Source organism: Pelagibius sp., assembly GCF_965227505.1.
Taxonomy (GTDB): domain Bacteria; phylum Pseudomonadota; class Alphaproteobacteria; order Kiloniellales; family Kiloniellaceae; genus Pelagibius.
The window spans coordinates 4,130,064-4,152,282 of the sequence record NZ_OZ245757.1 but is presented as its reverse complement, the minus strand read 5'-3'; the positions used below and the strand labels follow the sequence as shown (position 1 = coordinate 4,152,282).

Below are 22,219 nucleotides of genomic sequence, written 5' to 3'. Positions count from 1 at the left end.
CGCAATCGTCGAGGCGCTGACGGCGCTTCAGAGCATGGCGCTGCCGAGCGCCCTGCGCGCCTCGCGCTGGGTCTACCCTGTCGTCAACGCCGGCCACATCGTCGGCCTGGCGCTGCTGTTCGGCGCCATCGTGCCGCTCGACCTGCGGCTCCTGGGGGTCTGGGCCGACCGGCCGATCGCACCGATGGCCCGCATTCTGGTGCCGGTCGCCCTCTGCGGCCTGGCCCTGACGGTCGTCTGCGGGCTGCTGCTGTTCTCGGTCCACGCGGTCAAGTACGCCGGCACGGCTCTTTTCCAGGTCAAGCTGCTGTTGATCCTGGCCGCCATCACCAACGCCCTGCTGCTGCGCCGCGCCGCCGACTGGACCCTGGCCCAGGTGCCGGAGATGGCGGTGAACAGCCCGCGCCTGCGCCTCGCCGGCGCTCTCTCGCTCGGCCTCTGGCTGGCGGTCATCCTCTGCGGCCGCTTTATCGCTTACCTGTGAGGGGTTTTGGCTTTACCAGCGAAGGGAAACACGGCCAGGTCGCGGATCGCGCCGCCGTCGGCGGCCACCCAGGTCAGGGCGGGCAGAACGGCGGCGATACCCCGTTCCGGCAGTGCGAGCGATGCGACCAGGGTCTCAATGGCGGCCCGGCTCCGGCTGCGCGCCAGGGTGATGTGCGGGACGTACACCGGCGCGCCGATTTTCTCGTCCGCCAGCACGCCGCGGTGAAGCTGGTCGTAAAGGGCGGTCAAGGCGACGCGGCCGCGCTCCGGCATCAGATAGGCGTAGTAGGCCTCCTCCCGGACCCCTTTGCGGCACTCGAGGGCGGAGAAGGTCGCCGCGATGGGCGCCTGCGCGGCGGCCCGCTTTCGCAAGTGTTCTTCCAGGCTCTGCCGCGCCACCTCGGTGAAACCGAAGACGAGGGTGACATGCGGCGCGATAGCCTCGGCCTGGGGATCGTTGTTCCGGCGGACGCCGTCGATCCACTGGCGGTTGCGTTCGTTGAGCTGCGGGTAGCAGACGATGAAGTTGGTCATCGCGGTCCCGCCTCAGCTCTCAGCCAGCCAGGCTTTGAGAACCGCCAGCAGAATGGAGAGGGTGACCACCGAAACGGCGGTGGAGATCAGAACCGCCGAGGCGGAGCGCGCCAGGTAGATGTTGTACTGCCGCGCCATGATGAAGACGTTGGCGCCGGAGGGGATGGCCGCGGTGAGGATCGCCACCACCGCCGCCAGCGGCGGCAGGTCGAAAACGTAGAAGGCCATCACCGCCATGATCGCCGGGTGGACCAGCAGCTTCATGACCACAATGGCCAGGGTCTCCTTCAGGTCGCCGGCGATGGTGAAACCGGTCAGCGAAGCGCCGAGGGCGAAGAGCGCACAGGGCGCCGCCGCGCCGCCGAGCAGCACCAGAAAGCGGTCCGCCGGTGCCGGCAGGCCAAGGTCCGAAGCGCCGTAGGCGATGCCGGCGAGCAGCGCCAGGATGATGGGGTTGACCGCCAGGGCCTTGGCGGCGTTCGCCATCATCGTCCCCCAGCCCGCCCCGCCTTCACCCCGCGCACTGCGGCCCAGTTCGATCAGCACGGTGATCACGGGAAAGATCAGGATGGCATGAAAAGTGATGATCAGCATGAGCTGCAGGCCGCCCTCTTCCCCTAGAGCGGTGAAGATCAGCGGAATGCCCAGCAGCACGGTGTTGGAGAAGATCGAGCCCATGCCGAAGAGGGTGCGCTCGGCAAGCCCGGTGCGGAACAGCAGCAGGGCCAGGCCCCAGGCCAGGATGAAGGTGACGAGAACGGAACTGAGGTAGGCCCCGGCGATAGTGAATTCGATAGGCCCGACCCCGCGCGCCATGGAGCGGAACAGCAGGGCGGGAATCGCAAAGTAGAAGACGAAGGTGTTGAGGCCCTTGATCGCCTCCTCGCTCATCCAGCCTTTGCGCCCGACCAGATAGCCGCAGAGGATCAGGCCGAAGATCGGCAGGACCGTTTCAAGAATGCTTTGCATCGGCAGGGCGTAAAGGCGGGGGCATAGGTTGGAAATCGACCTCTGCGTGGCGGGCCCTGCGAAGGGCCCCTGAACAGGCTGGCGGCTGGGAGTGCGATGCGGCTGGAGCCGGAACCGGCGATGCGCCAAGATAGCACCCATGGATCCAAAACTCACGGCCTGGCTGATTCTCGGTTTCGGCTATCTGCTGCCGCTGGCCCATGTGCTGATCTCGCCCCGCTCCGGCGGCTGGCGACCGCCGCCGGGCAGCGGCTGCCCGCTGGGGCCCCGCGCCGGCTGGATCGTGCTGGTGCTGCTGCTGGGGCCGATCGGCTGGCTGATGTTCTGGCGCAGCCGGCGGCGGATCTAACACCCATTTCAGGACTGGCCAGTCCTCGCCAGGACCCTTGCGGCGAATCGCGTTTTGTCACAGGCTTGCCGGCGATGGTTCCGCCAGGCCGAACGCACGGCGGATGAAAAGGGAACACGGTGAGGCGTACCCATCAGGGACCGAGACCGTGGCTGCCCCCGCAACTGTAAGCGGCGAGCGATACCCGAAGCGCCACTGGCCCGCCCAAGGGCCGGGAAGGCGGGTAGAGCGTCAAGCCGCAAGCCAGGAGACCTGCCATCACCAAGCCGGCGCCGCGGGCGCCTCGAACCAACGACTCCGCACGGTGGGTGCGGAAGGGGGAAATCCATGCATATCGAACCCGGCATCGTCGACGGTGCCAAAATCGTTCTCAGCTACGCAACCGCCGCAGCGGCCTTTGGCCTGGCCGGCAAGCTCGCGGTGGACACCATCCGCCGCGACGGCGGCATCAGCGCGCTGACCCTGCGCAGCGTCGTCACCACTGCCCTGGTGTTCTGCTTCTTCGAGGTGCTGCCGCACTTTTCGGTCGGCGTTTCCGAGGTCCATTTCATACTCGGATCGACACTCTACCTGATATTCGGCGCCGGCCCGGCGGCCATAGGGCTGGCCGGGGGCCTGCTGCTGCAGGGGCTTCTCTTTGCGCCCGCGGACCTGCCGCAATACTTCGTCAACATCACCACGCTGATCGTGCCGCTCTGGGCCGTCAGCCTGCTGGCCAGGCGCATCATTCCGGCCGACACGCCCTACGTCGAGGTGACCTACTGGCAGGCTCTGGCGCTCTCCACCGCCTACCAGGGCGGCATCGTCGCCTGGGTCGCCTTCTGGGCCTTCTACGGCCAGGGCTTTGGGAGCGCCAATGTCATGGCGGTGACGTCCTTCGGCGGCGCCTACATGCTGGTGATCATCCTCGAACCGCTGGCCGATCTGGCGGTGCTGGCTGCGGCGAAGGCGCTGGCGCCGCTCAGCAAGAGCGGCCTGCTCTACAACCGCCTGCACCACCCGGCGACCTGACGCGGTACTCCCGGCGGCCCCTCTTGTACGGGGTCGCCGGGGGAGCGTCACTTTGCGGGTCGGCTGACTGCCTCTCGTCCCCGCCAATATCTGTCCTGGGGACACGGCGGAGCGTCAGAAGCGCGGCACTGCCTCCGTCAGTCGGGGCCGCGCACGGGCAAGACAGCACCGGGCGCCGGCTTGACCAGCCGCTGAATCAACAGCGTTCCAGCGGCCAGGCCGATACCGATGATGTCGGAGACAATTCCTCCTTCGATCATGAAGAGCGCCGCAACGATCAGGGACACGCGCAGGAACCAGACCGTGCGCGCACCCAGGAACCAGCCCTGCACACCGGACGACAGCAGGAACACACCGGCCACCGCCGTTATGAGGGCACGACCGACTTCGAAGGTGCTGCCCTCCATCAGGATCGCCGAGTTGTAGAAAAACATGAAGGGCACGATGAAGGCGGCAATGCCGATCTTGAAAGAGGCGACCGATGTCTCCATCGGGTTGGCGCCGGATATTCCGGCGGCGGCGTAGGATGCCAAAGCGACCGGGGGCGTGATGGCCGAAACGACGGCAAAGTAGAAAACGAAGAAGTGCGCTGTCAGCACCGGAATACCCAGCTCGATCAACCCGGGCGCCACAACCGATGCGGCCACCGCGTAAGCCGCGGTTGTCGGCATGCCCATGCCAAGCAGAATGGCGATGCACATGGCGAAGAACAGGGCCAGAAGTTGGGAGGCCTCGGCAAGGCCAAGCAGCAGGTTTGAAAAACGCGCTCCGACACCGGTCAGCGAGATGACCCCGACGATGATGCCGGCACAGGCGCAGACGGCGATGATCTGTACCGACATCATGCCGGCGATCTCGAACGCCTTGGCGATGGACCGAGGCCCCATGCGATAGGGCGTAAGCCAGCTCACCACCGCAGCGGCGGCGGTCGCGAGCGTGCCGGCACGGATGACCGAATAGCCCATGAAAAGCGCTGCGATCAGAATGATGATCGGCAGGAACAGGAAGAGCCGCCGCGACATCTCGCGCAGCTTGGGCAGTTCGTCATCGCGCATGCCGCGCATGCCGAGCTTTGCGGCCTCGAAATCGACCATGAAGTAGATCGACACGAAATAGAGGATCGCAGGGATGATCGCAGCGATCGCAATCTCGGTGTAGGGAATGCCGGTGATCTCCGCCATGATGAAGGCGCCCGCCCCCATGATGGGGGGCATGATCTGCCCGCCGGTCGAGGCTGCGGCCTCGATCGCCCCGGCGGTCTTGCGGTGATAACCGACCTTCTTCATCAGCGGGATGGTGAGAGAGCCTGTGGCGACCACGTTGCCCGCCGACGTCCCGTTGATCATGCCCATCAGGCCGCTGGCAAAGATCGCCACCTTGGCCGGACCGCCACGCGCCCGGCCGGCTGCCGCAAAGGCGAAGTTGACGAAGTAGGCGCCAACCTTGGAGGCCTGGAGAAACGCGGCGAAGATGATGAAAAGAATAATGTAGGTGGAAGAGACCGCGGTTGTCGGTCCAAGAATGCCGGCGTCGGTGTAGACCTGGCTGAAGAACCGCTGCCAGGTGATCGCCGGCGCACTGAGAAAGCCCGGCAGGTACTGCCCGGTGAAGACGTAAACCAGAAAGATGCCGGCGATGATGACCAGCGCCAGACCGGCGACACGACGGGTCAGTTCCATGATCAGGATCGTCCCCGCGACCGCTGCGATGGAGATGCCGATCGGGGCAAAGGGCGTTCCCGTAGAATTGCGCATCAAGGTGCCGTAGATCGCAATCAGATAGGTGGCCACGGCCATGCCGCAGACCGCGAGAACGATGTCCGGAAAAGCAAAGTGGCTGCGCTCGCGCCGGTCGGCCCAGGAGAGCAGGACAGCCCCGACCGTTGCCACCATCAGCGGCAAGCCGAAGAGCCAGGTCTCTCTGAACTTTATGCCTTCGTCGATACCGTTCCACATGACGCCGCCGGCGATATCGACAGCAAAAGAGAGCGCCACGGCAAGGGCAAAGAGCGCCGGCAGCATCAGCACATAGGCCAGGTAGTCCGGCAGCCGGGTTTCGTTCGCGGGACCGCTGGCGAAGCCGCGCGCCGAGAAGAGTACGAAACCGAGACCAAGCGCCCCGGCGATATGCACGATGCGGAAGTTCCAGGTTTCCATGGGGAAGACCGGAAGGAAGGGAATGTCCACCAGGCCACCGGTCATGGCGCTGATGGACAGACCGTTCAGCGCGGCCATGTGGAAGCCTGCATAGACCGCGGCCAAAGCGGCGACCACAAGATGCGCCCTGCCCTCGAACAAGCGCCGATTGCTCTCGACGGCCTCTTCGTCGACCCCTTTGACTGTGATCGGGCTCTCGGTTTCGGCTTGGTTCGTCACGGCCCCCTCCCTCTTTTTGGTCGTCAGTCTGCCTGAGCGATTGCAGAATACCAGCGCTTATTCCCGGCTCCCGGTGGCCGTCAAGCCCGGGTGGCCGCTCAAGAAAAGGGCCGCCTCGCAGAGCAAGGCGGCCCATACCCGCTAGCGGACAGTGAGGCTCAGCCGCCGTGGACCATGCCAGCGGCGATCGAAGCGCCGTTCTCGTTGAACCACTTGGCCGCACCCGGATGCCACTTCATCACCTCGTTCTTGTCCCAGTTCTCGGGCAGCGTCGAACGGGCGGCACGGTGGATGGTGACCATACGGTCATTGTCGGACATCACCACATCGACGACCGCGTAGACGAAATCCTCCGGCAGATCGCAGTTGGCAATCGCGAAGTTCCACATGGAGACCGAGCGCGCATCGCTGGTCAAGGTGGTGTAGGTATCAGCGGCGATGTCGAAGGAGGAGACGGGGAAGGTCTCGAGGATCGTCGCCTGTTCTTCCGCCGTGAACTCGATGATGTTCACATCGGTTTGCACCTCGAGCTGGCTGACCGCGGGCACCGGCACGCCGGCTGCGAAGGCAATCACATCGAGCAGGCCGTCCTGAAGCTGGCCACCCAGATCCGACCAGCCGCCGTTGCGGCGCTCGAAGTTGACGCCGAGGGCCTCCATCATGCGGGGGAAGTAGGTGTCCGATGTCGAACCCGCCGGACCGAAACCGATGCGCGCGCCGTCAGGAATGTCCTTGACGGAAGCAATGCCGGACGACGACAGGGCGGTGATCGAAAACGGCGTCTGATACATCGGGAACATCGCGCAGGCATTGGTCATCTGCAGGCCCGGGGCGATGGGGTTGGTGCCCTGAATCGACTCCGCCGCAGGGCCCATGGTCGTCATGCCAAAGGCCGCATCGCCGGTGTGCACCAGCGCCATGTTCTGCATGGGACCGCCGGTGACCTCGCCACCGCCGGAGATACCCAGTTCGTCCGCTACGAGGTTGGCCCAGCCCGAACCGTAGGCGAAGTAGGTCCCGCCCTGTGAGGCCGTACCAACGGTAAAGCTCTCCGGCCAACCCGCGCGATCCTGGGCAAAGCCCGTTGTTGCGGTGAGGGCGATGGCAACGGCGGTGCCAGCGAATACCGAAAATCTCATTGAGAACTCCCTATACAGTTTTGCACAGCCCGCAGGCTGAGCGGTTTGATTGATACGATCGCTGTAGGTACCTTTTCTCCCAGGCTGCTGGTTCTTGTTGATCTATACCCGCAGCCGGCACTCTCCACCCAGGGCGGAGCGGTTCCAGAGCTTTGCAAGCTTCAGAAGACCGCTTCGTCTGAGGTATCTCGAAGAAATCGACGCAGTCACAGCGCAGCGCCAACATCCGGCGCGCAGCAGCGCCGCCCCCGGTCCGGTCCCCCGTACGCCTGCAGTGATCGCCCCTGAGGGCGCATCGGAACTCTCTTTTAAGACGGGGTCGGCGCAGTTGACGAGACTGCGGCAAAAGCCACGGCACCTGCCGTGGCAGTCGGATAGGCTTTCACTGGGTTCCTCCCGTTTCGTGTCTTTTGCCGAATTGATTGCCCGAACGCCGGCACGTTGGTTTCCCTAAAAGCAACCGGCGTGCCAAAACGCCGGCGGTCGACCACTGGTCTGTTAAGCCCTTGAAGAACCTACACGACACCGCCGGCCGCCGTCAGCCGGTCGACACCGCGATGTCACCCGGCCTACCCAGGGCCGCCCGCGGATGTGTGGATTCCTACACACCGGGGCGCAACCTGGCCATATGCTTCTGCGGCCTAGCTCTCGTAGCGGGTGTTGCCCCGGCGCTTGGTGTCGATGGGCAGTTCGATGAACAGCGGCTGGTGGGCGCGCTGGGAGCAGGCCTGGCGCGGGCAGAGATGGCAGTTGATGCCGATGGGGCTGAACAGCCCCGGCTCTTCGGTGTTGAAGGGCGCGGCATAGGCGAGGCGATGGGCGTGGCGCATCTCACAGCCCAGTGAGAGCACGAGCCTGCGGTCCTGGGTGTCGCGGCTGAAGACCGGGCGCTCGGTGGTGCGGCTCATGGTGAAAAAGCGTTCGCCGTCGGGCAGTTCGACGAACTGCGGCACGATCACGCCCGGCGTGCGAAAGGCGGTGTGGATGTTCCAGACCGGGCAGGCGCCGCCGTGCTCGGCGATCTGGAAGGAGGTCGCGTTGAAGCGCTTGGTGACATTGCCGGCCTTGTCGACGCGAAGAAAGAAAAACGGCACGCCCCGCGCGCCCTCGCGCTGCAGCGTGGTCAGGCGGTGGCAGACCTGTTCGAAGGAGACGCCGAAGGCGGCGGCCAGGCGGTCGATGTCGTAGTGACTCTCCTCGGCGGCGGCGTGAAAGGGCGCATAGGGCATCAGGAAGGCGGAAGCGAAGTAGTTCGCCAGTTCGACATGGCAGCGCGCCAGCCCGACCTCGGAGCGTACGGCGCTGCCGGCGGTCAGCCCCTCCAGCACATGCGGCAGTTCCACCAGGCAGAGAACGTGGGCCAGTTGGAACACCCGGTTCTGGTGATCGAGCGCCTCGGAGAGGCGCACCATGCCCGCGGCCTCGTCATAGATCCGCAGCGCCTGGCTCATCTCCTCGACCGGCGCGGTCTGGACGGCGATGCCGTGGACCGAGCGCAGGCGGGCTTTCAGGACCGCATAGACGTCGTCGACATCGCAGGGCGCGGCGGCGCGCAGCTCCTCCGCCGCGGTTTCCAGCTCGGCGAAGTGATTGGCGTGATCGCGGAAGAAGTCGTGGATGATGGTCTCCGGCGAGGTGGCCAGGATGTCGTCGGGCATCCGCTCGTTGCCGAGACGCATCATCTTTTCCAGCGCGGTGCGGTGACTGCGATAGAGTTGGAGAAAGCTCTCGACCAGACGGGGCGCATGGTCGATGGCGGCGCGCAGTTCCTGCAGATCCGGCGCCGCCGTACCGAAGGCCGGGTCCTGCAGGGCGCTGCGCAGATCCGCCAGGCGGGTCGAGGACTCGTCCTTGATGAGATCGCGCCAGTCGACGCCGTAGGCATCCGACAGCGCCATCAGCATCTGCACCGAGAGGCTGCGCTGGTTGTTCTCCAGCAGGTTCACGTAGGCGGTGCTGACACCCAGCGCCCCGGCCATCTCGGCCTGGGTCTGGCGGTGTTCGCGGCGCAGCCGGCGCAGCCGCGGGCCGATCAGGGTCTTCCGCATGGTCGTCGTCGCATTGTCTTCGTTTGAATTAACAATTTTACAGATTTTGACAAATGTTGTGCCGACTTACAACACATAAACCCGAAAGTTGACGTTTCCGGCCCGCCTCGCGGCTAAAGTGTTCGTCTTCGTGCAATTCCCAAGACCGCCCGCATGCAGCAGAACCCGCATGCAGCAGAAACAGGGGCGGCAAGACACAGGCGGACACCCCAATGGCTTACAAGATCCTCATCCTCGGCGCTTCCTACGGCTCACTGCTCGGCACCAAGCTGCTGATGGCCGGGCACGACGTCACCCTGGTCTGCCGCAGCCAGACCGCGCGGCTGATCAATGCCGAAGGGACGGAAGTGCGGCTGAAGCTGAAGGGCGAGGAAGAACACCGGACGATCCGCTCCGGCGATCTGCCCGGCCGGCTCGATGCCAAGGCGCCGGAAGAGGTCGATCCGGCGGTCTACGACCTGGTCGCCCTGGCCATGCAGGAGCCGCAGTACAGCGCCCATGCGATCTGGACGCTGATGGTGCGCATCGCCGAGGCCCATGTGCCCTGCCTGTCGATCATGAACATGCCGCCCCTGCCCTACCTCAAGCGCATTCCCGGCCTCGACGCGGTGCAGCTTCAGGCCAGCTACACCAACGCCCATGTCTGGGACCGCTTCGATCCGGACCTGATGACCCTCTGCAGCCCGGACCCTCAGGCCTTCCGCCCGCCGGAAGAGCAGCCCAACGTGCTGCACGTGGGCCTGCCGACCAACTTCAAGGCCGCCGCCTTCGCCGACCCTGCGCACGATAAGATGCTGCGCCGCCTGGAGGCGGACATCGACGCCGTGCGCCTGGACGGCAAAGAGGTGCCGGTGAAGCTGCGCGTCTTTGACTCCCTCTTCGTGCCCCTGGCCAAGTGGTCGATGCTGCTGACCGGCAACTACCGCTGCATCACGGCGGGCGAGCCGCGGCCGATCCGCGAGGCGGTGCATGCGGATCTCGAAGCCTCCCGCACCATCTACGCCCATGTCGATGCCATCGCCCGGCGCCTCGGCGCCGACCCGGCCGACCAGGTGCCCTTCGAGAAGTACGCCCGCGCCGCGGAAGGGCTGCTGAAGCCCTCCTCCGCCGCGCGCGCGGTGGCCGCCGGCGCCCCGGCCATCGAGCGGGTCGACCGCCTCGTGCAGCTCATCGGCCGCTCGCTCGGGATGGACAGCGCCGCCGTCGATTGGGTGGTCGCCACCGTCGACGCCAAGCTCGCGCAAAACCAACGGCTTTCAGCCTAGCCAACGCCTTTCGGCGTAAGGCCGCCGCCGCTTCACGGAAGGCTCCGCCTGAACCTCCGCCGCCGGGGATGACACAGCCCCGGCGGCTTTTCTTGTCCCGCGGGCCCTGCCCTGTGCCGGCTGCGTCCCCTTTCTGACCGTCGACCTTTCACCGCCGGCGCTCTAGATTTCATAGCGGGACGAGGAAGGACCGGAGGAGCATGAGGGTGACGGAGACCGAGTTCTTCAGGGGCGCCCTGCGCGCCATGGCGGTTGGCGTGGTGCTGCTGCAGGGCGCAGCGGTCGCGGCCGAACCGCTCGGAGCACCGCTGCAGCTCGCGCAGCAACAGGTCGAAACCGCCATCGTCCGAGGCATCCAGCGGGAACTGCTGGCCCACGGCTATCCGGCCGGCCCGGTGGACGGGATCATGGGGCGGGAGACGCGGGCGGCGATCCGCGCCTATCAGGGCGACGCCGGCCTGACGGTGGACGGCACGGCCAGCCGCGCACTGCTGGACCACCTGAAGTTCGCCCTGCCCAAGGTCAACCGCTTCGGCGAACCGGTCGTCGGGACCGCGCTCAGCGTCCAGCGCGAACTTGCCGGGCGCGGCTATTACCTGGGCCCGCACGACGGCTTGGCAGGCCCGGCCACCTACCGCGCCCTCGACCGCTTCCAGACCGATGCCGGCCTGCTGCTCGACACCACCATCGACTCCCGCTTGCTGCAGGACATCCGCGACGCCCCGCCGGAGATCAAGGTCGACCCGGCGTTTTAGGGGATTGGCGGTCCAAGCTAGCTAAGCAATGAGCGGATCATTTCGCTGAAGGCCTCACGCATCGGCAGATCAAGATCGAGGGCGAGTTGACGACGCTCCACTTCGATGGCTTCTCCGGTGTTCGGATCCGTGGCCCGTTTCGTCATCGCCTCCCAGCGCAAGACCCAACCACGCTTCTCCCATTGCGGAAGATCGTTGAAATTGATCCCAGCTTTCTGGAACAGCAACTCGTTCTTATCCGCAACTGACAATCCATCCAAGGCTTTTTGCGCCTCCTTTGGCTTCTGCCCATCCTTGCGGAGCAGCCAGTAGCAATGAGCATTGAGCGCGTTACGGTGAGCGTCCTCGTTCCGCCAGCGAAAATAGTCGACCACGTCGACACTGCGCGGCAGCTGGCTGATTCGGCAATCAAAACTCGCAAGGTCCCCCAGAAGCAGAGAGAACTTGGCGCTGGCCTCCCCGGCAAGGACTGAGTTCAGCTTCCGCAGCTTGCGCCCGAAGCAAGCCTCTTCGGGATGAAACAACAAGGAGATCTCGTCGCTCTGCGAATAGCAGAGCAGGAAGTTGAACCCACAGTCCATCAGATGGCGGCCGGTCTCCACCATCATGTCGCGGAACCGTGGGTCGAAAGGCGACTCGAAAGGATGCCGCTCGCGCACCAACTTCGTGAAGCCGCGGCCGTCGAGCCGGGCCACCATCAGCACCCCAGGCAGCACGACAAGATCGTTTGCGGTCTCGTAGACCCGCATCTTTCGATCGAGTTCAGTGAACTTCATCGCGCCAATCGTCAACCGAGAAGGCGCTTTCGCCAACACAGGTTACATAGAACAAGGCATCGAATCCCTCTGATTGCCGCGGCAATTCCAGCCGGCGTGCAGTTCCAAGTATTGCCTTGTCCGGCACCCGTCGAAGCTCCTGACGCCTGGTATTGCGTTCAATCGCCTCCGAAGTCCTTGAACTGAAGTAATAGCCGACGATCTCCGCACCCGCAGCCTGAGCAGGGCCGATGTAGCGCGCACGATCGGCGGCCGTTGGGTTGGTGTTGTCGATCACCACATCCTGACCGCAGGCCAAGCAGGCATCAAACAAAGTCTTCTCTCGATGGCGTGTCCGCAGCATGTCGAGGTTGATCCGCAGGTGCGTGTTGAACAAACGCTCGCGGCAGAACGTCGACTTCCCACTGCCCTGAATTCCCGTCAGCACGACAACCTGCATAATGCCTCTCCTGCGGGCCAACGTCGGCGCTCTAGCTCAGCCCGGCACACACTCTTGCGTTGGCGAGGTTCTAACACTCATCCTGCACTTTACCGAGGCTGAATGCGGAGCAGTCTCTGCTATGAGCTATCGGACCCTACGAAATCCTCCCGGCGGATGCCGTGGCGGCGAAGCTTGTCGTAGAGGGTCTTGCGGGAGAGGCCCAAGGCTTCGTAGGTAGCTTTCAGGCTGCCGCTCTGGCGCTGCAGTTCGGCCTCCAGGATCGCCTTCTCGACACTGTCCAGGCGCGCGGCCAGGGGGCCTTCGGCCGGCGGGTCGAAGCCGTTGCCCGGCCCCGGCAGGGCATCGGCGAGGCCGAGGACGAAGCGGTCGGCGGCGTTGCGCAGTTCGCGCACGTTGCCGGGCCAGTCGTGGGCCAGCAGCGCCGCCAGCCGGTGGCCGTCGAGTTCCGGGATTTCGCGGCGGTAGCGTGCCCGCGCCTCGCGCGCCAGGTGATGGAACAGCAGGGGAATGTCGTCGCGGCGCTCGCGCAGCGGCGGGATCGCCAGGGTGACGACGTTCAGGCGGTAATAGAGGTCTTCGCGGAAACGCCCGGCGCGGCAGGCCTCCACCAGATCCTCCTTGCTGGCGGCGACGAAGCGCAGGTCGAGGGCGATGGCGGTGTTGGAGCCCAGGCGCTCGATGGCGCGCTGTTCGATGGCGCGCAGCAGCTTCACCTGCAGGTCCAGCGGCATGGACTCGATCTCGTCCAGCAGCACCGTGCCGCCGTCGGCGAACTCCAGCTTGCCGACGCGCTGGCGCTGGGCGCCGGTGAAGGCCCCGGCCTCGTGGCCGAAGAGCTCGCTCTCGATGATCTCCGCCGGCAGCGCCCCGCAGTTGATGGCGACGAAAGGCCCCCGGGCGCGGAGCCCGAAGTCGTGCAGGGCACGGGCCACGACCTCCTTGCCGCTGCCGGTCTCCCCCGTGATGAGCACATCGGCATCGGTGTCCGCCAGGGCATGGAGCTGCTCGCGCAGATGCTGCATTGCCGGCGTGCGGCCGACCAGACGCGCATCGAGGCCGCTGTCGGCCTCCAGTTCCTCGCGCAGCGCCCGGTTTTCGAGCACCAGGCGGCGCTTTTCCAGGGCGCGGTCGACGACGCTGGCCAGATGGGAGGTGTCGAAGGGCTTCTCGATGAAGTCGTAGGCCCCGGCGCGCATCGCCTCCACCGCCTGGGGCACGTCGCCGTGGCCGGTCACCAGCACCACCGGCAGGCCCGGATCGATCTCCAGCGCCCGGCGCAGCAGGGCGAGGCCGTCCATTCCCGGCATCGTGATGTCGGTCACCAGGACGCCATAGAAGCTGCGGCTGAGCAGCGGCTCGGCCTGACGCGCGGAGGCAAAGCAGGACACCTGATGTCCGCAAAGCTCCAGGCCCTGTTGGACGGCGTGGCGCAGCGGTTCCTCGTCGTCGACGAAGAGGACGGTGGCCCCATTTGCGGCGGCGGTCATGGCGGTTTCGCCCTGGCTCTCCATGGCATCAGGCCGGCTCCAGCACCGGCGCGGGGGCCGGCAGGAGCGGCAGTTCCACGGTGAACAGGGCGCCGCCGTCGGGATGGTTCTCGGCGCGGATCGCGCCCTCGAAGTCCTTCACGATGTTGTAGGAGATGGAGAGCCCGAGGCCGAGGCCCTTGCCCACGTCCTTGGTGGTGAAGAAGGGATCGAAGATGCGGCCGATCTGGTTCGGATCGATGCCCGATCCGTGATCGCGCAGCGCAAGCACAACCTTGCCATCCGACTGGCGCACGGCGATCTCGATCCGCGGCCGATCCTGCCCCTCCATGGCATCGAGCGCATTGGCGACAAGGTTCAGGATGACGTGCTGCAGACGCACGCGCCCCGCCCGTACCTGCAGGCTGCGGTCCGCCTGGATCACCGTGACCTCGGCGCCGGCACGCTCCAGCCGGATGCGCAGGAAGTCCAGGGTGTCGGCCAGCACCTCGGCGATCCGCAGCGGGCGCAGTTCGCTGCGCGGCTTGCGGGCGAAGGTCATCAGGTGCTTGCTGATCTCCGCCATGCGCCCGGTCAGGGTCTTGATGCGGCTCAGGTTCTCGCCCGCTTCCGCGTGACGCTCCCGCTCGATCAGCAGGCGCGCGTTGTCGGCATAGGAGCGGATGGCCGCCAGCGGCTGGTTGAACTCGTGGCTGAGGGCTGCCGACATCTGGCCGAGAGCTGCCAGCTTGCCGGCCTGCACCAGGTCGTCCTGCGCCTGGCGCAGGTCGGCCTCCGCCGCCTCGCGCTCGCCGATCTCGCGGGCGAGCTGCAGGTTGGCGGCGGTCAGGTCGGCGGTGCGCTCGACCACCCGGCGCTCCAGCTCCTCGGAGGCGCGGCGCTGGTAGGCGATGCGTTCCACCAGGCGGCCGCGGCGCTGCGCGATGAGGGTGGCGATCAGCACGGTGATGAGGCAGGCGAGACCGGCCACCAGGGCCGCCGTCAGGCTCTGGGAGCGGGCCAGATCGGTGGAGGCCAGCACATTGACGGTCCAGCCGGCCGCCGGCATCTCGCGGGAGACCATGAGGTACTCGGCAGCCGAACCGCCGTCTGCGGCGCTGATGGACAGAAGGCGCGCGCCGGCGGCGTCTGCCGTTTCCCCGATCTGGCCGCGTTCGGCGATGTCGAGGGGGCGCAGGTCGACGGCCTCGTAGCGGCGGTTTTCGGCAATGGCCCGCCGCGCGGCATCATCGAGGGGCGCCAGGCTGCGGAAGCGCCAGGCGGGCCGGCTGGAGATGAAGATGACGCCGTGCGGATCGCTGACGATCACCCCCTCGTCTTTGGCGGTCCAGGAGGCCTCGATATCGGCGAGGCTGATCTTCACGACGACGGCGCCGAGAACCTGGTCATCCGCCGAGACATGATAGGCGAAGTAGTAGCCGCGCCGGCCGGAGGTGGTGCCGAGCGCGAAGTAGCGCCCCAGGCGCCCTTCCATGGCGTCCTGGAAGTAGGGCCGGTAGCTGAAGTTGTGGCCGACGAAGGGCCGCTCGCTGTTCCAGTTGCTGGCCGCGAAGGTGAGGCCCTCGGCATCCATGAAGTAGGTGTCTTCCGCCTCGGTCAGGTTGTTGAAGGTCTCCGTCAGCCGGTTGGCGCGGGCGCGGCTTTCCGGATCGCGGGAGCGGCGGAAGAGCTCGATCACGTCGCTGCGCAGCGCCAGCAGGGTCGGGACGGACTGGTAGCGGCCGAGGGCGCCGGCCAGGTTGCTGCTGTAGAGATCGAGCCTGGCCAGGGCCCGCGTATGGGTCTGATCGAGAAACAGGGCGGAAGCCCAGACCCAGGTCGCCGCGACCACGAGCCCCGTCGCCACGGCGGCGGCAGCCAGCCCCAGCGCAGCCCTGTGCCAGCGGCGCGGGCTCTCCATGCGCGCTTCCACAGGCAGCCCCTCCCCGCGACCCTGCTTCACCGGATGCCTGCCGTCAGCTCTTGAAAAAAGCGTCCGCGCCGGAGCGATAGGACTTCTTGGCGGCGATCTTTTCCTCGACCCGCGCCACCTCGGCCTGCAGTTCGGCCAGGTATTCCTCAAGCTGTTCGACGCCCAGGCTGTCCAGGTCCCGGGGCTTGGGCGCCTGCTTGCGGGGTTCCAGATCTTCGATGTCCATAGGCTTGCACTCCCTTGCCCGCGCGCCCTTCAATACCCCTTATGCGTGTTTCCCCTCTCGGCTGGGGCGGGCGCTTGATTTTTTGCGCCTGCACTATACTAACTCGCCCAAACGAAAGCGATTCTCCCGAAATCAGCCCGCCGGAGCCCCACCATGAGCCAGAGCCTGCCGGAATCCCAGAGCCTGCCCGAAAGTATGACCGCCATCGAAATCCGCGAGCCCGGCGGCCCGGAGGTGCTGGTCCCGGCCACCCGGCCGCTGCCGAAGCCGGCAGCGGGTGAGGTGCTGATCCGGGTGGCCGCGGCAGGGGTCAACCGGCCGGACGTGCTGCAGCGCATGGGCGGCTATCCGCCGCCGCCCGGGGCCTCCGACATTCCGGGGCTGGAGGTCGCCGGCCAGGTCGTCGCCCTGGGCGAGGGTGTCGCCGGCCTGGCGGAGGGCGACGCGGTGACCGCCCTGGTGACCGGTGGCGGCTACGCCCAGTACTGCGCCGCCCCGGCGGTCCAGTGCCTGCCGGTGCCCAAGGGCTATGACATGAAGCAGGCCGCGGCCCTGCCGGAGACTTTTTTTACCGTCTGGGTGAACGTCTTCCAGCGCTCGGCGCTCAAGAGCGGGGAGGCTTTCCTGGTCCACGGCGGCACCTCGGGCATCGGCACCACGGCGATCCAGTTGGCCAAGGCCCTGGGCGCCCGCGTCTTCGCCACCGCCGGCTCGGCGGAGAAGGTGAAGGCCTGCGAGGACCTGGGCGCGGAACGCGGCATCAACTACCGCGAGGAGGACTTCGTCGCGGTGGTGAAGGAGGCGACCGAGGGCAAGGGCGTCGACGTGATCCTGGACATGGTGGGCGGCGACTATGTGCAGCGCAACCTGAAGGCCCTGGCCCCCGACGGGCGGCTCAGCTTCATCGCCTTCCTCGGCGGCCCCAAGACCCAGGTCGATTTCACCCCGGTGCTGCTGAAGCGCCTGACCATCACCGGGTCGACCCTCAGGGCCCGCTCGGTGGACTTCAAGGCCGGGGTCGCAGCCGCCCTCAAGGAAACCGTCTGGCCGCTGCTGGACAGCGGCGCCATCGCCCCGGTCATGGCCGCCAGCTTTCCCCTGGAAGAGGCGGCCCAGGCCCACGCGCTGATGGAATCCAGCAGCCATATCGGCAAAATCGTGCTGACGACTGGTTAGATCCCGTCGGCTTACGTGAAGACGGTTCCAGCCCGCGCGTGCCGAAAAACCCCCGAAGGGCGGATTTTCGCTTCACACCGCTTTATTCCCGCCCGGCGGGCGCCTATATTGGCGCTATTCCCACGACGGCAACCCTTGCCGCCGGCCCGGGCGCAGGGAACTGCGCCGGGCGGAAGAGAGGAGGATTGATGTCTCTACCCCTGATGCCGAAGGCCACCGCCGTCTGGCTGATCGACAACACCGGCCTGAGCTTCGAGCAGATCGCCGATTTCTGCGGTCTGCATATGCTTGAAGTGCAAGGCATTGCCGACGGCGAGGTGGCCATGGGGATCCAGGGCCTGGACCCCGTCACCGCGGGTGAGCTGACGCGCGAGGAGATCGTCCGCTGCGAAGCCGACCCCAAGGCCAAGCTGACCATGGCGAAGAGCGACCTGCCCCAGCCGGTGAAGCGGACCAAGGGCCCGCGCTACACCCCTGTGGCCAAGCGCCAGGACAAGCCCGACGGCATCGCCTGGCTGGTGCGCCATCACCCGGAGCTGAAGGATTCCCAGATCGCCCGGCTGATCGGCACGACCAAGACGACGATCCAGGCGGTGCGGGAGCGGACACACTGGAACTCCCCCAACATCCGCCCGCGCGACCCGGTGCTGCTGGGCCTCTGCGGCCAGGTTGACCTCAACGCAGCGGTCGAGAAGGCCCGCAAGGCGGCGGAGAAGGCAGGCATCACCCTGCCGAAGCCGGACCTGGAGCCTGAAGCCCCCCTGCCTGAGACCAGCGAGCCGTCCGATAACCCCTTCTCGCTGGAAAACTTCGGTCTGCCGAAGGACGTCAACTGACGGCCCGCCGGCTCTGCCGGCGATCTCACCGTAGCCCAGTCCGCCGTCCCGGGAACCGGGGAGGCGGAACCTCGGCGGGAATTCCCTGCCGGCCTGGAAACGTCAGCCCTGGTTCTCAGCGGAAAAGACGCCATCTAAGCGGATAAGGGCGGTCGGACTCTGGGGCGGGTTTCCGGGGACGATCGGCCCGTCCGCCGTGATCCCCTGAAGCTGGAGTGATGCCCATGACCGCCTGGCCGGATATTCCCTACGCGCGCTGGAAAGACACCGGCACCAGCCTGCACATGTGGAGCCAGATCGTCGGCAAGTTCCGTCTGGCCCAGACGCCCTGGATCAACCATTCCTGGCAGGCGACCTTCTACGTGACCGGCCGTGGCCTCGGCACCTCCCTGATCCCGGGAAGCCCGGCGGGCTATGACATCGCCTTCGACTTTCTCGACCACCAGCTCACCGTCGACACCACCGATGGCCGCCGCGAGGCCCTGGCGCTGGAACCGATGTCGGTGGCGGATTTTCACAAGCGGTTCCTGGCGCTGCTGGAGAAGCTCGGCGCCCCGACGGATATCCACCACGCGCCCAACGAAGTGCCGGATCCCGTGCCCTTCCGCCAGCAGACCGATCCCGGCGCCTACGACCCGGCGGCGGCGCAGGATTTCTGGCGGGCGCTGCTGGCCATCGACGGCGTGTTCAAGCAGTTCCGCACCGGCTTCCTCGGCAAGGTGAGCCCGGTGCACTTCTTCTGGGGCAGCTTCGACCTGGCCGTCACGCGCTTTTCCGGCCGCCCTGCCCCCCTGCACCCCGGCGGCTTTCCCGCCCTGCCCGACACGGTGACCCGGGAGGCCTATTCCCACGAGGTCAGCTCCGCCGGTTTCTGGCCGGGCGGCGGCGGCATCGAGGAACCATCCTTCTATGCCTACGCCTATCCGGTGCCGGAGGGTTTCGGCGACATGCCGGTCCGGCCCGCCGAGGCCTACTTCCACAAGGACCTTGGGGAATTCGTCCTGCCCTACGAGGCCGTGCGCAAGGCCGCCGACCCGGAAGCCGCGCTGCTGGCCTTCCTGCAGTCGACCTACGAAGCCGCGGCGGAGCGCGGAGCCTGGGACCGCGCGGCGCTGGACTGCCCCCTGGGGCAGCCGCGCATCCCACGCGCCGTCGCGTGAGATCCTAAGCGAGGTCGAACAGCAGAACTTCGCAGTCGGACCGGGCGGTCACGGCGCAGGCCGCCCCGTCCCCCGATGTCCCGTCTTCCAGGTCACGGGCATCGAACTGCAGCCCGTCGCCGGCGCTGAGCATCTCGCCGGCAATTTCGATGCGCCCGGAGACCACCTGCAGAAACCCGGCGCGCCCCGGCGCAAAGCTGTAGGCGGCTTCCCGGCCATCCTCCAGGCGCGCCAACAGAAGACTGGCGTCCTGGTGCAGCCGGACACGGCCCGGGCCGCCGTCGGGCGCGGCGATGGCGGCAAAGCGGTTTGCCGACTGCGCGGGATCGAAGGCGGTCTGCTCATAGGACGGCGCGAGGTCGCGCCGTTCCGGCAGCACCCAGATCTGCAGGAAATGCACAGGCTCCTCTGCGGAGGCGTTCATTTCCGAATGGGTGATGCCGCTGCCGGCGGACATGCGCTGGATCTCCCCCGCCTGGATGGTCGATCCGTTTCCGAGCGAGTCCCGGTGCGCCAGCGCGCCGGAGACCACATAGGTCAGGATCTCCATGTGTTCGTGGTCATGGCTCGGAAAGCCGGCACCCGGAATCACGCGATCCTCGTTCAGAACCCTGAGGCTGCGATGGCCCATGCGTCCGGGATCGTGAAAGGGGCCGAAGGAAAAAGTGTGACGGCTGTCCAGCCAGCCGGTCTGGGTGCGGCCCCGTGAGGAGCCCTCGTGTAGAAGCGCCATCGTCCTCCCCACATCCCCGGTGAAAGCCCAAGCTCCTGAGCAGACTGAAAGTCTAGCTTATCCGGCGTGAACAGGCACCCGGTGCAAGAGGTTCCCCGCGGGCGCAGCAGCAGCGGTACTGGCCGTGCTGGCGCTCAAGCCGTGGCCGGGCAGCGGCCCTTCCGAATAGAACGAGGATAACGTGCTCAAAGACCCTTTACGCCCGGGATCGCCAGCACCGCTTCTGCGATGTGATCGATGAGCCGCTTGAGCCGGCGGGTCTGGCGGCGCGCCGGCAGGTAGGCGGCGTTGATGGTGAGCGCTGGCGCGCGCCAGTCCGGGAGCACGTCGACCAGGGCGCCGCGCTCGAGATCCCGTTCCGCGAACCAGCGCGGCAGCACTGCATAGCCAATCCCCAGCAGCGCCGCCTTGTGCACCGCGAAGATGTTGTTGGTCGCCAGCGCGACCCGGGCTGCAACCGTTGCCTGGCGGCCTCTTGCCGTCGACAGGGGAATCGTGCCGGCCTCAAAGGGTTCGAGCGCGGCGCAGGGCAGCGCGGCCAGGTCACCCGGCGCCGCGATCCTCCTGCCGGCGATCAGGTCCGGCGCGGCCACGATCATACGCTCGACCCGGCCGAGCGGCCGCACGACCAGGGTCTCGTCGGGGACCGGGCCGATCTTGATCCAGAGATCGCAGCCGATCTCGGCGAAGCGGATGGCCGCGTCATCCAGCAACCAGGTCACGGCGACGCCGGGATGGGCCTGCTGGAACCGCAGCGCGGCATCGGCGAGGTGCAACTGGCCCAGGGCCACCGGGGCGACCACCTTCAGACCGCCGCGCAGGCCGCCCGCATCCTCGGCAAAGCGCTCGACCAAACTGTCCCACCCCGCAGTCAGGACCCGTGCTTCGGTCAGGCAGCTCTGCCCGGCGGGGGTCAGGGCGAGCGCGTGGGTGGTGCGCCGGATCAGCTCCGCCCCCAGCCGCTCCTCCAGTTCCTTCAGCTGACGGCTGGCGGAGGCCTGGGACATGCCCAGGTCCCGCGCCGCAGCGGAAATCGAGCCTCGCTCCGCGATGCGGGCAAAGGTCTCCAGCAGGGTCAGGCGGTCGAGGCTCTTGCTCATACGTAATACGTATAACTATCTCTCTCTTATACCGTCTACCGCAAATACCGGGACTCGGCCATCTTCTCCTGCGTGAGCGCGGTTATCGCGCCAACGAGAGGAGACAAAGCCATGACAGAGACCGCAAAGACCTTCCGGATCGGGGGCGAGACAGAGGCAAACCGCCTTGGCTACGGCGCCATGCGCCTGACCGGCCAGCCGGGCAACTTCGGCCCCTACGAAGATTGGCAGAGCGGCCTCGCCCTGCTGCGCCGCGCCGCGGACATGGGCGTGAATTTCTTCGACAGCGCCTGGGCCTATGGACCCGAGACTGCCGACCGCATCGTCGGCGAGGCCCTGGACGGCCGCAATGTCGTCATCGCCACCAAGGGCGGGGTCGACAAGCCGGCCCCGGGAACCATCGTCACCGACGGATCGCGCGACACGCTGCTGCGGCAGATCGACAAGGCGCTGGTCAACCTGCGCCGCGACCGCATCGATCTCTTCCAGCTTCACCGTGTCGATCCGGAAACCCCCATCGAGGTCTCCGTCGCCGCCCTGGCGGAGGCGCGGGCCGACGGGCGCATCCGCCACATCGGCCTGTCCAACATCACGCGGGAACAGCTTGACCGGGCCCTCACCGTCGCGCCCATCGCCAGCGTGCAGAACCGCTTCAACATGGCCGAGACCGATGCGGAGGCCCTGGTCGACTACACGGCCGGCAAGGGTATCGCCTTTATCCCCTACGGCCCGCTCGGCGCCAACCCGATGCAGCGGGGCGCGAAGCTGGCACCGCGCGAGGCGCTCGCCTGGCTGCTGAAGCGCTCCCCCAACATCGTCGTGATTCCCGGCACGACGTCGATCGCGCACCTCGAAGAAAACCTCACGGCCTGGGACCTCGTCTGACGGGCGAACCTTTGACTGGCCAACCTCGGAGACACCGCCATGACAACGCTTACCGACGCCAAGACTGCCGCACAGGCCCAAGGTCCGCGGCCCAACCCACTGGCGCAGATCCGCGCCGAGCACGTGATGATCTCGACCGGCGACTACGCCGGTACCCTCGCCTGGTACCGCGAGAAGCTCGGTTTCCAGGTGAAACATGAATGGACCGTGCCGGACTTCCCAGGCGTTCAACTCGCCTATATCGAACTGAACGGCTTCGTCATCGAGGTGGTCGGCACGCCGAAGGCACTTCAGGAGCGCAAGACGCCGCCGGATCTCGAAGCGGCCCTCAGCGACCGCGGCTTCGGGCACCTGGCATTCCTGGCCGCCGATGTCGATGCGGTCGCCGAGGAACTCACCCGCCGCGGCGTCGAGGCGGCGCTGCCGCCGACAAGCTTTCCGCAAGCCGGCCGCCGCGTGCTCTTCGTTCAGGACAACAACGGCAACTTCATCGAGTTCGTCACGCCGCTCTCCGCCCGCGAGGACGAGGGCGGGCGATGATCGAGGCGCTGCAGG

At 66.7% G+C, this 22,219-nt stretch carries 22 protein-coding genes and 1 riboswitch; of the genes, 10 read left to right on the top strand and 12 right to left on the bottom strand.

What is annotated here, in order from left to right:
- The first annotated feature begins 34 nt into the window (after positions 1-34).
- Positions 35-484 carry a hypothetical protein gene (locus ACO06P_RS19515; protein ID WP_420346890.1) on the top strand — a complete coding sequence of 150 codons (450 nt, stop codon included), beginning with the start codon at positions 35-37 and terminating at the stop codon, positions 482-484.
- Here ACO06P_RS19515 and ACO06P_RS19510 read toward each other — a convergent pair.
- Positions 475-1,020, bottom strand: a complete 546-nt coding sequence (locus tag ACO06P_RS19510; protein WP_420346889.1) for a 2'-5' RNA ligase family protein — start codon at positions 1,018-1,020, stop codon at positions 475-477. The two genes, ACO06P_RS19515 and ACO06P_RS19510, sit on opposite strands and share 10 nt — an antisense overlap.
- A gap of 12 nt (positions 1,021-1,032) precedes the next feature.
- Positions 1,033-1,989 carry an AEC family transporter gene (locus ACO06P_RS19505; RefSeq protein ID WP_420346888.1) on the bottom strand — a complete coding sequence of 319 codons (957 nt, stop codon included), beginning with the start codon at positions 1,987-1,989 and terminating at the stop codon, positions 1,033-1,035.
- 139 nt (positions 1,990-2,128) lie between these two features.
- On the opposite strand from ACO06P_RS19505, the gene ACO06P_RS19500 reads away from it, so the two are divergent.
- Together ACO06P_RS19500 and ACO06P_RS19495 are read left to right on the top strand one after the other, a co-directional pair.
- On the top strand, positions 2,129-2,338 hold the full coding sequence (locus tag ACO06P_RS19500) for a hypothetical protein (protein WP_420346887.1): 210 nt from the start codon (positions 2,129-2,131) through the stop codon (positions 2,336-2,338).
- A 73-nt stretch (positions 2,339-2,411) separates the two neighbouring features.
- A riboswitch (cobalamin riboswitch) is annotated at positions 2,412-2,598 on the top strand.
- Positions 2,599-2,665: 67 nt separating this feature from the next.
- A complete protein-coding gene (locus ACO06P_RS19495; protein ID WP_420346886.1) occupies positions 2,666-3,349 on the top strand; it encodes an energy-coupling factor ABC transporter permease in 684 nt (227 codons plus the stop codon).
- A gap of 137 nt (positions 3,350-3,486) precedes the next feature.
- Here ACO06P_RS19495 and ACO06P_RS19490 read toward each other — a convergent pair whose 3' ends face one another.
- The 3 genes from ACO06P_RS19490 to ACO06P_RS19480 all read right to left on the bottom strand — a co-directional run bounded on the left by ACO06P_RS19490 (position 3,487) and on the right by ACO06P_RS19480 (position 8,911).
- Positions 3,487-5,724, bottom strand: a complete 2,238-nt coding sequence (locus tag ACO06P_RS19490) for a TRAP transporter permease (protein WP_420346885.1) — start codon at positions 5,722-5,724, stop codon at positions 3,487-3,489.
- 158 nt (positions 5,725-5,882) lie between these two features.
- On the bottom strand, positions 5,883-6,863 hold the full coding sequence (locus tag ACO06P_RS19485) for a TAXI family TRAP transporter solute-binding subunit (protein ID WP_420346884.1): 981 nt from the start codon (positions 6,861-6,863) through the stop codon (positions 5,883-5,885).
- A 641-nt stretch (positions 6,864-7,504) separates the two neighbouring features.
- On the bottom strand, positions 7,505-8,911 hold the full coding sequence (locus ACO06P_RS19480) for a helix-turn-helix domain-containing protein (protein ID WP_420346883.1): 1,407 nt from the start codon (positions 8,909-8,911) through the stop codon (positions 7,505-7,507).
- 212 nt (positions 8,912-9,123) lie between these two features.
- Here ACO06P_RS19480 and ACO06P_RS19475 point away from each other — a divergent pair, with 212 nt between their 5' ends.
- Together ACO06P_RS19475 and ACO06P_RS19470 are read left to right on the top strand one after the other, a co-directional pair.
- Entirely contained in the window at positions 9,124-10,176 is a 1,053-nt protein-coding gene (locus ACO06P_RS19475) for a ketopantoate reductase family protein (RefSeq protein WP_420346882.1), read from the top strand.
- 206 nt (positions 10,177-10,382) lie between these two features.
- Entirely contained in the window at positions 10,383-10,931 is a 549-nt protein-coding gene (locus tag ACO06P_RS19470; protein ID WP_420346881.1) for a peptidoglycan-binding domain-containing protein, read from the top strand.
- A gap of 17 nt (positions 10,932-10,948) precedes the next feature.
- Here ACO06P_RS19470 and ACO06P_RS19465 read toward each other — a convergent pair whose 3' ends face one another.
- The 5 genes from ACO06P_RS19465 to ACO06P_RS19445 form a co-directional block, all read right to left on the bottom strand.
- Positions 10,949-11,707 (bottom strand): tRNA(His) guanylyltransferase Thg1 family protein, encoded by a 759-nt coding sequence (locus ACO06P_RS19465; RefSeq protein ID WP_420346880.1) that lies wholly within the window; start codon positions 11,705-11,707, stop codon positions 10,949-10,951.
- The gene (locus ACO06P_RS19460; RefSeq protein WP_420346879.1) at positions 11,694-12,146 is read right to left on the bottom strand and encodes an AAA family ATPase; all 453 of its coding nucleotides are present in this window, start codon (positions 12,144-12,146) and stop codon (positions 11,694-11,696) included. Before ACO06P_RS19460 ends, ACO06P_RS19465 begins: the two co-directional genes overlap by 14 nt.
- A 119-nt stretch (positions 12,147-12,265) precedes the next feature.
- Positions 12,266-13,660, bottom strand: a complete 1,395-nt coding sequence (locus ACO06P_RS19455; RefSeq protein ID WP_420346878.1) for a sigma-54-dependent transcriptional regulator — start codon at positions 13,658-13,660, stop codon at positions 12,266-12,268.
- A 4-nt stretch (positions 13,661-13,664) separates the two neighbouring features.
- Positions 13,665-15,548: a sensor histidine kinase gene (locus tag ACO06P_RS19450; RefSeq protein WP_420346877.1), complete on the bottom strand. Its 1,884-nt coding sequence runs from the start codon at positions 15,546-15,548 to the stop codon at positions 13,665-13,667.
- A 43-nt stretch (positions 15,549-15,591) separates the two neighbouring features.
- The gene (locus tag ACO06P_RS19445) at positions 15,592-15,774 is read right to left on the bottom strand and encodes a DUF1192 domain-containing protein (protein ID WP_299397513.1); all 183 of its coding nucleotides are present in this window, start codon (positions 15,772-15,774) and stop codon (positions 15,592-15,594) included.
- A gap of 153 nt (positions 15,775-15,927) precedes the next feature.
- Between ACO06P_RS19445 and ACO06P_RS19440 the strand changes: the two genes are divergently transcribed.
- The 3 genes from ACO06P_RS19440 (at position 15,928) to ACO06P_RS19430 (ending at position 18,946) form a co-directional block, all read left to right on the top strand.
- Entirely contained in the window at positions 15,928-16,950 is a 1,023-nt protein-coding gene (locus ACO06P_RS19440; RefSeq protein ID WP_420346876.1) for an NAD(P)H-quinone oxidoreductase, read from the top strand.
- Between the two features lie 188 nt (positions 16,951-17,138).
- Positions 17,139-17,786, top strand: coding sequence for a DUF1013 domain-containing protein (locus tag ACO06P_RS19435; RefSeq protein WP_420346875.1), 648 nt, complete (start codon positions 17,139-17,141; stop codon positions 17,784-17,786).
- 224 nt (positions 17,787-18,010) lie between these two features.
- Positions 18,011-18,946, top strand: coding sequence for a DUF5996 family protein (locus ACO06P_RS19430; protein ID WP_420346874.1), 936 nt, complete (start codon positions 18,011-18,013; stop codon positions 18,944-18,946).
- Between the two features lie 4 nt (positions 18,947-18,950).
- Here the strand turns inward: ACO06P_RS19430 and ACO06P_RS19425 are convergent, their stop codons facing one another.
- Positions 18,951-19,679: a pirin family protein gene (locus tag ACO06P_RS19425; RefSeq protein WP_420346873.1), complete on the bottom strand. Its 729-nt coding sequence runs from the start codon at positions 19,677-19,679 to the stop codon at positions 18,951-18,953.
- A 185-nt stretch (positions 19,680-19,864) separates the two neighbouring features.
- The gene (locus ACO06P_RS19420; protein WP_420346872.1) at positions 19,865-20,779 is read right to left on the bottom strand and encodes a LysR family transcriptional regulator; all 915 of its coding nucleotides are present in this window, start codon (positions 20,777-20,779) and stop codon (positions 19,865-19,867) included.
- Positions 20,780-20,890: 111 nt separating this feature from the next.
- On the opposite strand from ACO06P_RS19420, the gene ACO06P_RS19415 reads away from it, so the two are divergent.
- Together ACO06P_RS19415 and ACO06P_RS19410 are read left to right on the top strand one after the other, a co-directional pair.
- Positions 20,891-21,664, top strand: a complete 774-nt coding sequence (locus ACO06P_RS19415; protein ID WP_420346871.1) for an aldo/keto reductase — start codon at positions 20,891-20,893, stop codon at positions 21,662-21,664.
- A gap of 39 nt (positions 21,665-21,703) precedes the next feature.
- Positions 21,704-22,204 (top strand): VOC family protein, encoded by a 501-nt coding sequence (locus tag ACO06P_RS19410; protein WP_420346870.1) that lies wholly within the window; start codon positions 21,704-21,706, stop codon positions 22,202-22,204.
- The last annotated feature ends 15 nt before the right edge of the window (positions 22,205-22,219 follow it).